The sequence below is a fragment of the uncultured Pseudoramibacter sp. genome, from assembly GCF_903789625.1.
Taxonomy (GTDB): domain Bacteria; phylum Bacillota; class Clostridia; order Eubacteriales; family Eubacteriaceae; genus Pseudoramibacter; species Pseudoramibacter fermentans.
In genome coordinates this window covers 1-12,155 of the sequence record NZ_CAIFFF010000023.1, presented here as the reverse complement: position 1 = coordinate 12,155, position 12,155 = coordinate 1, and the positions used below count along the sequence as shown (strand labels likewise).

General features: G+C 57.6%; 9 protein-coding genes. 3 read left to right on the top strand and 6 right to left on the bottom strand.

Annotation, left to right across the window (positions count from 1 at the left end; all coding sequences use genetic code 11):
• Positions 1 to 63: 63 nt before the first annotated feature.
• Positions 64 to 435, bottom strand: coding sequence for a hypothetical protein (locus QZX60_RS09195; protein ID WP_295364071.1), 372 nt, complete (start codon positions 433 to 435; stop codon positions 64 to 66).
• Positions 436 to 632: 197 nt separating this feature from the next.
• Between QZX60_RS09195 and QZX60_RS09190 the strand changes: the two genes are divergently transcribed.
• Positions 633 to 3,038 carry a heavy metal translocating P-type ATPase gene (locus tag QZX60_RS09190; RefSeq protein ID WP_295364068.1) on the top strand — a complete coding sequence of 802 codons (2,406 nt, stop codon included), beginning with the start codon at positions 633 to 635 and terminating at the stop codon, positions 3,036 to 3,038.
• 105 nt (positions 3,039 to 3,143) lie between these two features.
• On the opposite strand, the gene QZX60_RS09185 is transcribed toward QZX60_RS09190, so the two are convergent.
• From QZX60_RS09185 to QZX60_RS09170, 4 genes are all read right to left on the bottom strand, one after another.
• Positions 3,144 to 4,718 (bottom strand): glycine betaine ABC transporter substrate-binding protein, encoded by a 1,575-nt coding sequence (locus tag QZX60_RS09185; RefSeq protein ID WP_295364065.1) that lies wholly within the window; start codon positions 4,716 to 4,718, stop codon positions 3,144 to 3,146.
• On the bottom strand, positions 4,718 to 5,869 hold the full coding sequence (locus QZX60_RS09180) for a betaine/proline/choline family ABC transporter ATP-binding protein (RefSeq protein ID WP_295364062.1): 1,152 nt from the start codon (positions 5,867 to 5,869) through the stop codon (positions 4,718 to 4,720). Before QZX60_RS09180 ends, QZX60_RS09185 begins: the two co-directional genes overlap by 1 nt.
• Before the next feature lie 214 nt (positions 5,870 to 6,083).
• Positions 6,084 to 7,589, bottom strand: a complete 1,506-nt coding sequence (gene xylB, locus QZX60_RS09175) for a xylulokinase (protein WP_295364059.1) — start codon at positions 7,587 to 7,589, stop codon at positions 6,084 to 6,086.
• 106 nt (positions 7,590 to 7,695) lie between these two features.
• Complete coding sequence (locus QZX60_RS09170) at positions 7,696 to 8,748, bottom strand: glycerol-3-phosphate dehydrogenase (RefSeq protein WP_295364057.1); 1,053 nt, start codon at positions 8,746 to 8,748, stop codon at positions 7,696 to 7,698.
• A gap of 186 nt (positions 8,749 to 8,934) precedes the next feature.
• On the opposite strand from QZX60_RS09170, the gene QZX60_RS09165 reads away from it, so the two are divergent.
• On the top strand, positions 8,935 to 9,879 hold the full coding sequence (locus tag QZX60_RS09165; protein WP_295364055.1) for a sugar-binding transcriptional regulator: 945 nt from the start codon (positions 8,935 to 8,937) through the stop codon (positions 9,877 to 9,879).
• Between the two features lie 11 nt (positions 9,880 to 9,890).
• On the opposite strand, the gene QZX60_RS09160 is transcribed toward QZX60_RS09165, so the two are convergent.
• The gene (locus QZX60_RS09160; protein ID WP_295364053.1) at positions 9,891 to 10,847 is read right to left on the bottom strand and encodes a sugar-binding transcriptional regulator; all 957 of its coding nucleotides are present in this window, start codon (positions 10,845 to 10,847) and stop codon (positions 9,891 to 9,893) included.
• Between the two features lie 198 nt (positions 10,848 to 11,045).
• Between QZX60_RS09160 and QZX60_RS09155 the strand changes: the two genes are divergently transcribed.
• Positions 11,046 to 12,086, top strand: coding sequence for an NAD(P)-binding domain-containing protein (locus QZX60_RS09155; protein WP_295364050.1), 1,041 nt, complete (start codon positions 11,046 to 11,048; stop codon positions 12,084 to 12,086).
• Positions 12,087 to 12,155 lie beyond the last annotated feature (69 nt).

Below are 12,155 nucleotides of genomic sequence, written 5' to 3'. Positions count from 1 at the left end.
CCATGTGTTCCGCCTAGTTCGTCAATATGTGTCCAGGATTCTGGGTACATATCATGATCGTTGTCAACGGGTCTTATTTTTTTGCCGATGCTGCGCCGCGATCTGAGACTTTTTCCGAGTCTCGAAGGTGCGCTCGCGCTCCTCCATTTGGCGCTTCTGCCGCTGCTCCCGTTCGTCGCGGGCGCGCTGGGCGCGGATCTTTTCTGCGCGTTTAGCCATATCGCGATACACCCGCTGCTGCCGGGTCATATTTTTGCTGGCCTGTTCTTCCTGCGCAGCGTTTTGACTTTTTTCTTCTGCTGCGTCCGCCGCGTCGACAGTGTCCTGTGCGGGCTGCGGCGCATGAGGGGCCGCGGTGTCAGGCGTCTGGGCAGCCTGACGCTGCTTTTGAATTCGGCTTAGACTTTGAAAATGCTTGAGGTTGAGTTTGGTCATAGACCATCTGTCCTTTCTGGCTTTTAATGCATTTAATTTTACCAAAACTTTCTTTAAAAAAATAAAAGCAAAATTTGTTAGTTTTTTCAGATTGTTTGCTCACACTTCTTGACAAATCGGTGGGATGCTTGTATTATTGATATATGAACATATATTCATATATTATTACGTTGTAGTTTATTTTAAGGAGAACCATTATGGCTTTTAAAGAAAATTCACCAGCTGAACATGGCGCATCCTGCTGCCACGATCATCACGAACATCATCACGATCATGACTACTGCGGCCACGAACGCGATCACCACGATGAACACTGCTGCTGCGATCACGATCATCACCACCACGATCACGAGGCGGCTGAGCTGAATCCTTCCGATCTCACGGCCAGCCACATCACCTGCTCGAAATGCAGTCAGCCGATGGACCGCTGCACCTGCCCGCCTCAGGAGGCGACGACCAAGCTCTACAGCATTCAGGGGCTCGACTGCGCGGACTGCGCGGCCAAGGTCGAACGCGGCGTGCGCCAGATTGAAGGGCTCGAAGCCGTGTCGATCTCTTTCACCGCTGGCGTCGTCCAGGTCAGAGCGAAGGACCCGGACCGTTTCCTCGGCATCCTCAACACGGTAGCCGACCGTCTCGAACCCGGCTGCACCATTGCCGAACGCCACGCCCATCACGCACAGGAAGAAGAAACGGAAGCCGTCGGGCTTTCCGAATGGTTCTTCGGCGAAGGCTATTCGAAAATTCAGTTGATCCTCGGCGCGATTCTCTTCGCTTGCGGCGAAGTGTTCGAGCACACGGGCTTTTCGTCCTCGCTCTGGATCGGCTTTTACCTCGGCGCCTACGCCGTGATCGGCCTGCCGATTGTCGCCGTCGCCATCCGGATGCTCGTCAAGGGGCAGTTCTTCGACGAACACTTCCTGATGGCGGTCGCGACCCTCGGGGCCTTTGCGATCCGCCAATGGCCTGAGGCCGTCGGGGTCATGCTGTTCTACCGCATCGGAGAATTTTTCGAAGACAAGGCTACGGAACGCAGCCGCTCCCAAATCATGGAAGCTGCGGACCTAAGACCTGAAGTGGTGCATCTGGTCACAGAAGACGGCAAGACCGAAGTCATCCCCTCTGAAGACGCCAAGGTCGGCGATTTGGTTCTCGTCCACGCTGGGGACCGCATCCCGCTGGACGGCACCGTCGTCGAAGGCCATTCCCAGATCGACACCTCGCCGGTCACCGGTGAACCCGTGCCGGTTGCCGTCAAGGCTGGAGACGAAGTCGTCTCGGGCTGCGTCAACACCGCCGGCACGCTGACCCTGCGGGTCGACAAGCCTTTGAGCGATTCGATGGTCACGCGGATTCTCGACGCCGTCGAAAACGCGGCGGCCTCCAAACCAAAAATGGACCGGTTCATCAGCCGCTTCTCGAAATACTACACGCCTTTCGTCGTGTTTGTCGCCATCGCCACCGCCGTGCTGCCGCCGTTACTCGGCGGAGCCAGCTGGAACAAATGGATTTACACGGCGCTGTCCTTCCTCGTCATCTCCTGCCCCTGCGCACTGGTGCTCTCGGTGCCCCTCGCTTATTTCTCCGGCATCGGCGCCGGGTCGAAGCTCGGCATCCTCTTTAAGGGCGGGCTTGCGCTGGAATCCATGGACACAGTGAAAAACGTCGTCTTCGACAAGACCGGGACGATCACCGAAGGCAATTTCGTGGTGCAGTCCGTCACACCGGCAAACGACATGAGCGAAAGCGAACTCCTCGCGCTGACCGCTGCGGCTGAAGCCCACTCCAACCACCCGATCGGCATGAGCATCGTCCAGCGCGCGAAGCACGACGATCTGGACATCGCCTCAGCCGCCGGCGTCGTCGAAACGGCCGGGCAGGGCCTCACCGCCGACATCGACGGGCAGACCGTCCTCGTCGGCAACGCGAAGCTGATGGCCGCAAACGGCATTCCAAATGTGCCGGCGGACACCGCCTACGGCACCCCAGTTTACGTCGCGGTGGACGGCACCTTTGCCGGCACGCTCGTCATCGCCGACACCATCAAGCGCGAAGCGGCCGACGCCATCGGCCGAATCAAGCAGGCCGGCCTCACCACCGTGATGCTCACCGGCGACACGGAAGCCAACGCCAAGGCCGTGGCTGAAAAGACCGGCATCGACACCGTGTACGCCAAGCTGCTGCCGGAAGACAAGCTCGCAGCCCTCAAACAGATCCGCGAACAAAAGGGCAGCGCGATGTTCGTCGGCGACGGTATCAACGACGCGCCGGTACTCGCCGGGGCTGACGTCGGTGCGGCCATGGGCAGCGGCGCGGACGCCGCCATCGAAGCGGCCGACGTCGTCTTTATGAATTCGGACCTCGACGCGATCCCGACCGCTCTCGACATCGCCGCCCAGACCAAACGGGTCTCTTGGGCCAACATCATTTTCGCGCTGTCAGTCAAGGCCGCCGTCATGATCCTCGGGCTCCTCGGCTTCGCCGATATGTGGTTCGCGGTTTTCGCCGACACCGGCGTCGCCATGCTCTGCGTGCTCAACTCGATTCGGATTCTCTACAAAAAGCGCCGCCTCGAAACGAAGACGCAGACAGTTTCCGCATAAATCCCCTTACAGCGTATAAAAAGAACAGCACAACAGGCTTAATAATCTGCTGTGCTGTTAGGTCTAACTTTTTGGGGTCAGGTCATTTGTCTGGTCTTTATTTTTTTACTTGAGTAACCCCTCCCGATTGAGGAAATCCCGTGCTACCTCGGCAGGGTCTCTTCCCTTGACGTCCACCTCGTAATTCATCTGGCGCATCCGCTTCTCGGTGAGGTGAGGCGCCAGCGCGTTAATCGCCTTTTTGAGTTCCGGATATTTCTGAAGGGTTGTCGTCTTCACGCAGGGCACCGCGTAATAGGGCGGGAAGACGTGGTCCGTGTCCTTCATCACCGTCAAATGGTATTTCTTCAGCATCCCGTCAGTGGCAAAGGCGTCGGTCACGTCGATCTCGTGGTTTTGAATCGCCGTGTACCGCGGCGAGCTGTCGATGCCGGACTGCTTAGCGAAATGAATCCCCGGATACTGCCGCTCGAGGGCCTTTAGGCAATCGTTGCGGTTTAAAAATTCCAGTGTCGTGCCGAGGCGCAGCTGCCCAGATTTGGCCGCCACGTCCCCAATGGTGTGCAGGTTGTATTTCTGAGCCGTCTCCGGCAGCACCGACAGGGTGTAGGTATTGTTGAACGCGCACTGGTGCAGCAGCGTGATCCCCTGAGGCTTCAAATTTTCTTTGCAGATTTTGTAGACCCGATCCATATCGGTCTCGCCGCTTTTCTTTAAAATGTCGCCGTACAGCGTCCCGGTATAATCGACGTACATGTCGATCTTTCCGCTTTTCAGCGCTTCGTAGCAGACCTGGGTGCCGCCGAGGTTTTCCTTGGGCACGCATTTCAGATTTGTATGTGCCTCAATATAATCCGAATAAAGGTGACAAAGCACCAGCTGCTCCGTGTAATCCTTGCTGCCGATCACGATTTGACCTTTCGACGATGCCCGCGAGCTCACCGCGCTGCCGACGATCGCCGCGCCGATTAAACAGGCCGCGGTGATTAAAATGATTTTCTGATGTTTCCGCTTCCGGCGCAGCACTTTCCGGTCCGTGCCGAAATCCTTCTGGAGGCTGATGGGCGTCACGAGCTTTTCCACCAGCCCCATCAGCCAATCGACGATCAGCGCCAGCACACAGGCGGGAATGGCCCCAGCGAGGATCTGGTAATTGTTGACCGTCCGGATCCCGGAAAAGATCATGTAGCCGAGACCGCTCGCCCCGATAAAGGCGCCCATCGTCATCAGGCCGACGGCGGTGACCGCGGAAATCCGCACCCCGGCCATGATCACCGGCAGGGCCAGCGGCAGCTGCACCTTTCTTAAAATCTGGCCCCGGCTCATCCCGATACCCCTCGCTGACTCGATGGTCTGCGGATCGATGTCCGCGATGCCGATGCAGGTGTTCTTGATAATCGGCAGCAGCGAATAAATAATGACCATCACGATCGCCGGCTTCTGGCCGATGCCCAAAAGGGGAATCATCAGCCCAAGGAGGGCCATGCTCGGGATCGCCTGCACCACGTTCGCCGCACCGATAATGGGCTTGTCCAGCTTTTTGACGTAGCTGATCAGAATGCCCAGGGGCACGCCGATTAAAATCGCGATGCCGACGGCGATGGCCGTCATCTCGATGTGCTCCACTGTCAGCCGGCCGATTTCCTGGCCGTGATTAACCATGTACATCCACAATTTCATCACTGTCTGTCACCTCCCTCGGCCTCTGTGTCGGCGAGCCAGGGCCGAATGAATTTCGACACAATATTGTTGTTGGTGACGAGGCCGACGAGCCGGTTCTCGCTGTCCACGACTGGGATGTCGTTGATCCGCCCGACGTCCTCCGCAGGGATCGCCTTGACGATGTCGATCAGCTGATCCTCGGGGTGCACGCTGAAGCGCACTGGCCGCATCACCGCGTCTGCCTGTGCGTCCGGCTTCGGCCGCTTGATAAGCACGCTCTTGTCGACGACGCCGATCAAACGCCCGGCCTTGTCCACCACCATCAGCGAACTGACCCGGTATTCCTGGAGGCGGATGATACAGCCCTCTACCGTCAAATCGCCCCGGCATTTAACCGGGTGATCGATCATGATGTCCTGGGCGCGGATAAATTCCGGCGCGCTCCAGATCCGCCCGCTGCCGACGAATTCCGAGACGAAATCGTTGGCCGGATGGCGCAGGATGTTCTCCGACGTGTCCAGCTGGACGATCTCGCCGTCTTTCATCAGGCAGATGCGGTCTGCGATTTTGATCGCCTCGTCCATGTCGTGGGTCACGAAGATCATCGTCTTGTTCAGCTTCTCGTGGAGGCTGATCACCTCGTCCTGAAGGGCCATCCGCATCGGCGGGTCGAGGGCCGAAAAGGGCTCGTCGAACAGCACGTACTCGGGATCGGTCGCCAGTGCCCGGGCCACCCCGACGCGCTGCTGCTGGCCGCCGGACAGCTCCGCCGGGTAGCGGTCCAAATACTCCTCGGGATCCAGGCCGATCATGGCCATCAGCTCCCCGGTCCGCGCCGTCATTTCATTCTTCGGCCGCTTTTCCAGCTTTTCGATGATTTCGATGTTCTGCCGCACCGTCATATGGGGAAACAGCCCGCCCTGCTGAATCACGTAGCCCATGTTGCGCCTGAGCTTCACCGGGTCCAAGGCGGCAATGTCCTCGCCGTCGACGTAAATGTGCCCGCCGGAAAGGGGCAGCAGCCGATTCATCATCTTCAGCGTCGTGGTTTTGCCGCATCCGCTCGGACCGATCAGCACCAAAAGCTCTCCGTCGTGCACCTCTAAGGACAAGTCTTTGATGACCACCTTGTCCTTAAACCGTTTCTGAACGTGTTCTAATCGAAGCACCGCTCTCTCATTCCCTTCTATAGTTTATTTTTACTAATAGATTAGCAAAATACATTTTATAATATTATCACAACTAAACTATTAATTCAAATGCCTTAAATGACAAAGCCCCCGATCCGGAAGGATCGAGGGGCTTTGCCTTTTTTGAGCTTGTCATGTATTGTTTATTTATGAAGAGAAAAATTGAGCTTACATTACAGGTGTACAGGGGTGTTTAGATGTCGAGAATTTCTGCGAAATTGTCCTTCAGCTGCGGGTACAGCTTGTCGAAGGCGGCGTAGGTCTTGTCGTAGACTTCGCGGTTTGCCGGATCCGGCGTAAAGGATTCGTCGCGCATCTTGATGATCTTGTCGCAGGCTTCTTCGACAGAGTCGTACATGCCGGCGCCGACCATCGCCAAAATCGCGCCGCCGAGAGCCGTCGAGTTGGCTGAGTTCATATCCGGCAGCACCACCGGCAGGTTATAGATATCGGCGCAGAGCTGACGCCAGAACGGGCTCTTGGAGCCGCCGCCGCAGAGGCGCATCACATCCGGATGGACGCCCGATTCACGAATGGCTTCAAGCACATCGCGCATGGCAAAGGTGATCCCTTCCATGACGGCACGGGTTACGTCACAGATGGTGTGCGTTGCGGATAACCCGACAAATCCGGCACGGCATTTTAAATCAAAATGCGGTGACTGTTCACCGGTCAGATACGGCATATAAATCAGGTTATTGGACCCCGGCGCGGATTTGAGGACGTCCTTGTTGATCTGTTCGTATTCCTTATCAGACGGATAGAAGGTGTTGCGGTACCATTTCAGGGAGTTGCCCGCCGAGTTGACCGAGCCCATGAAGTGCCAAGCGCCTGGCACGGCCATGCAGAAGGTGTACACTCTGGCTTTTTCGTCCATCATCGGTTCGTCGCAGTAAGCGAAAACTGTGCCCGAGGTGCCGATGGTCGTCATCGCGCGGCCCTGGGCGACAACGCCCGTGCCGACGGCGCCGGCCGCGTTATCCCCAGCCCCGCCGACGACGATGGTCTTTTCCGGCAGGCCGAGGAGCCCGGCGACGTCCTTGGTCAGCTGACCGGTCACGTCGGTGGATTCGTACATCTTGCCCAGCTGGGATTCCTTGATTTCCATCGCGGCGAGGAGTTCAGGCGACCAGCAGCGGTTGCGCACGTCCAGCAGCTGCATCGCGGACGCGTCGGACACTTCTGTCGCGTATTCGCCGGTCAAGCGGTAGCGCAGGTAATCCTTCGGCAGCAGAATGTGCGCCGTCTTGGCCCAGATTTCCGGTTCGTTTTCTTTGACCCACTGGATTTTCGCCGCGGTCAGGCCCGGGCGCACCGGGTTGCAGTTGATGCGCATCATCGTGTCGTCGCCGATGAGCTTTCTGACCGATTCCGCCGCTTCCGACGTTCTCGCGTCGTTCCAGAGAATGGCCCGGCGCAGCGGCTGGCCCTTGCTGTCCAGAAGGACCGCGCCCATCATCTGCCCGGCGATGCCGATGGCGGCGACGTCTTCGCCGGCCACCCCCGAAATGTCGAGGCAGTAGCGGATCGTCGTGACCCCCGCTTCGTACCAGTCGTCCGGATCCTGCTCGGACCAGCCGTTGTGCGGCTGATAGACGGGATATTCCACGCTGCGTTGTGCCACTTCTTTGCCATTTTGGTCAAACAGCACCGTTTTGATGCTGCTTGTGCCCAAATCCAGTCCCAATACGTATTTCATCTGTGTATCTCCTTATTCGTTTTGGGAGGATTGTGCCTGTCTGGATAAACGGCTCCCCCTTCCGTTTACCCGGCCTATTCAATTTTGATTGTTTTTTCCGTTTAAATTATTTGAGCGCGTCCCGCGTGATGGTCTGGAAATCCTTCCACGGGATGTCGACCTTCGCGCCGTGGTTCAGGCATTGATCCACGTGCATCAGAAGCGGGAAATCCGATTCCTTGACCTTGCCGGCCTTGGCCATCGCCTTGACCGCACGGGCTGTTCTCGTCGCGATGACCACCGCTTCGAGGGTCTGACCCGCCAGTTTTTCTTCGATTTCCGGCATCGAGTAGCCTTCGCCGAGGTACTGTCCGACTTTGCGGCTGCGCCCGCCGGCCACGGTGACGTCTAAGTCGCCGGCCGCGTACATGATCATTTTCTGATTGCCGCCGACGATGTCCAGCAGCTGGTACATTTCCCAGACGGACTGCTGGAACAATGCGGACTTCGAGTTGACGTGGGCGATGCCGTCGTCGCCGAGGCGGTTCTTCAGCCCGATGGCCATCGCGGTGCCGAGGGCGTAGCCGTTCTTCAACGCGACCGCCGCTTCGAGGCCGACGACGTCGTCCGTCAGCGCGATGTGGTAATAATCCGTTTCAAAGTGGCTACGAATCCATTCCAGTTTTTCGAGATCCTTGCCGCAGTAGGCGACGAAGGAGTGATCGTGATCAGACAAATCGCGGGCGGTACACGGGCCGCCGATCGCGAAGAGTTCCACGTTGACCCCTTCCGGCATGTGTTCCTGCCAGTATTCCGGGAAGACCTGGAGCGTGCCGTCCGGCAGGTCGATCATCCCTTTGGTGACGGAAATCACCGGCACCCCTTCCGGAATCAATTTGAACATATTGTTCAAGAACCAATCGACGCCGAAGCTCGACACCCCGCAGACGACCAATTCCGCGCCGTCCAGCGCTTCTTCGACCTGATCGACGGTGTAATATTTGATCCCTTCGTGCAGGGTCCGGTCCAGATTGATGTGATAGTTGTCTTCGCGCAGTCTGGCGATCACATCGCCGTCCAGCGGTGTCCCGACCAGGCGGACTTCATTCCCATTTTCAAACAGCGGAAACGTCAGCGCGGAAGCCATCTGGCCAGCGCCGATTAGTGTAACAATACCCATAGCTTTCTCCTTTAATCGTTTTATTTGAATAAGCCCATTGTAAACGGTTTTTGGGAAATTGTCAATATTATTTGGGAATTTTTGCACGTTTTAACCTTCTTTAAAGTTTTTATCGATTTGGCCGCATTTTCGGCTATAATGAAAACAAACAGACAACGCGCAAAATCAAGAAAAAGGAGAAAAGAAATGGAAAAAGACGCCTACCGCATCAACCAAATCATCCGCATTTCTAAGCTCTACTACGAATGCAATATGGGACAGGTTCAAATCGCAGAGAAAGAGGGCGTCAGCAAGTCGACGGTCAGCCGGCTGCTCAAAATGGGCAAGGATCTGGGCCTCATCGAGGTCCGCATCAAAGAGCCGGCCCTGATGTACACTGACCTGGAAGACGAGCTGACCTCGCGCTTTCCGGTGAAGCGCGTGACCATCGTGCCGGTGATGGTCGACAACCCGCAGATCACCCTCAACGACGTCTGCTCCGCGCTGATCGCCGACCTGCCCCGGTATATCGACGACCACACCACGCTGGGCATCGCCTGGGGCACCACGCTGGAAACGCTGTCCCGCATGCTGCCGAAGCTCCACCGCCGGGGCGTTTCGGTGCTGCAGCTGACCGGCGGCTACTCCCGCCTGGCCCACGAAACCAGTGCCCTGTCCATCCTTCAGAAATTCGCGGCCAGCGTCGACGGCGACGCTTACGTGATCCCGGCCCCCGCCATCGTCGACACCGCCGACATCGCCCAGGCGATCAAAAAGGATTCTCAGATTCAAAACATCATGCAGATGGCCCAGAGCTGCCAGACCGCGATTTACTCCGCCGGCGCCTTCGGCCGGCCCTCCGTCATCTTTGAAATGGGCATCATCGACGACGTGCAGTACGCGAAAATGGCCGCCGATGGCTGCGTCGGCGACTGCTGCGGCCATTTTCTTAACGCCGACGGCGGCCTGTTTGACGAGGACCTCGACCGCCGCGTCGTCGGCGTCGCCCTCGACACCATCCGCCAAATCCCCAACCGGCTCCTCATCGCCAGCGACCCCCGAAAGGGCAAGGTGCTGCGCGCAGCCTTAAAGGGCGGCCTGGCCAGCCATTTGTACGCCGACGTCAAAACTGCAGAAGCGATCCTGAAATAGGACCGCTTTTTTTATTTCTGCCCGGATGCCATCCGCATGACCTCCGCTGCCGCCGGCTGGTCGATGTACAGCTTATCGACCATGCCGCCCCTGAGGGCCGCCAGAATCGCCGGGGCCTTGTCGACGCCCACCGCAGCCACCATTTTATTGGGAACCGCTACAATCTTCGACAGCGGCGTCGCGACGACCCGGGCGTCTAACAGCGGATCGGCGATGCGCCCCTGGGCGTCGACGAAATGGGAACAGACGTCGCCCACCGATTTCTTTTCAATGGCCTGATAGGCTTCGTCCGAAAAATACCCCATTTGATACAGCGCGGTGCCGTGGCCGATGGTCCCCACCGAATAGATCGCCGTCCGGCAGTGCTCGGCCATTTGGATGATCCGGCTGACCGACGAATCCCGCTCGATGCTCACCGCAATGTCCGGCGTGTCCACGAGGGCCGGTGCCGGCAGCAGGTAGCCCTCGCCCTCAAAGCAGTTCACCAGGGCCCGGACGATTTGATCCGCCCCGGCGTCGTACAGCGCCTTCGAGAGCCCGCCGTTGAGCTGGATGATCCGGATGCCCTTTTTGCCGATGCGCTTCGGCAGCACGCTCGCCAGCACCGACATCGTGTGCCCCCAGGCCACGCCGACGATGTCTCCGTCCTGGACGTCGCGGCTCAAATCGTCGGCCAGCGCCGCGCACACGTCCTTCCGCAGCACGTCCCGGTTGCCCACTACGTCGGGCAGAATGGTCACCCGGTTCAGGCCAAAGGCCTCGGCCATCGCGTTTTCCAGCTCGACAAAGGCGTGCTTGGGCTCGACAATCGAAATTTTCACCATTCCCATCTCCTGAGCCTGAGCGATGAGCCGGCTGACCGTCGATTTTGACAGATGCTCCTGGCGCGCGATCTCGATCTGGCTCATGCCGAGCTCGTAATGCAGTTTGGCTACCCGCAAAATTAAATTGATTTTGTATTGATCCATAAAATTTCCCGCTTTTTCTTTTTATTTTAACACAGATCCCCTCATTAAATTTCCGCGTTTTGGGATTTCTCCCAATATGAGAAATTCGTCCAAATTCTATTGACGCTCCGAAGGGATGCCGATATAATAAAGCCACTATCAAGCAAGACACGACCCATCACCCAAAAAATTTGATCAATGAATGCTGGAGGTAATATTATGGCAACTTTAACCTTTATCGGCGCTGGACAGATGGCTTCTGCACTGACATTCCCGACCTTTGAAAACGGACATGAAGTCCGCCTCGTCGGCACCCCCCTCGACCGCGACGTCATCGACGGACTCCGCGAAAACAATTATCACATCAACCTGAAGCGCACCCTTCACGATGGGATCAAATACTATCAGGTCGAAGAAATGGAAGAAGCGATCAAAGGCGCTGACGTCATCCTCGGCGGCGTTTCCAGCTTTGGCGTCGATTGGTTCGCTGAAGAAGTCCTGCCGAAGCTGAACAAGGACGTGCCGGTCATCACCGTCACCAAGGGCATGATCGACCGCGAAGACGGCTCGATGATGACTTACCCGGATTTCTGGAAATCCACGGAAGCCGGCAAAGACCTGAACTTAAACGCCATCGGCGGCCCGTGCACGAGCTACGAATTGGCCGACAAGGACGACTCGGCGGTGGCCTTCTGCGGCACCGACATCGACACGCTGCGCTACCTCAAATCCTTGTTTGAAACAGACTACTACCACGTCAGCCTGTCCACCGACGTGACCGGCGTCGAATGCGCCGTCGCGCTGAAAAACGCCTACGCCCTCGGCGTCTCCCTGGCGGTCGGCCTCGCTGAAAAACACGAAGGCATCGGCGCCATCCACTACAATTCCCAGGCAGCGCTGTTCGGACAGAGCGTCCGCGAAATGCGCAAGCTCCTCGCACTAGCTGGCGGACAGGACGACAACATCGTCTACGGGGCCGGCGACCTCTACGTCACCATTTACGGCGGCCGCACCCGCAAAATCGGCACCCTGCTCGGCCGCGGCATGAGCTTTGACGACGCGATGCAGGAACTGGCCGGGGTCACCCTCGAATCTATCGTCATCGCCACCCGCACCGCCCGCGCTGTCAAGGCCCTCGCGAAAAACGGCAAGGCCGACACCAAGGACTTCCCGCTGTTGATGCACGTCGACGAAATCATCAACCAGGGCAAACCGGTCAACATTCCTTGGACCGCTTTCGAAACCGAAACAATTCTCTAAATCCCTTCCAAACCAAAAAGGGGCTGTGAAAAAACACAGCCCAATGAAAGAAGGACCTGAGACTCTTGT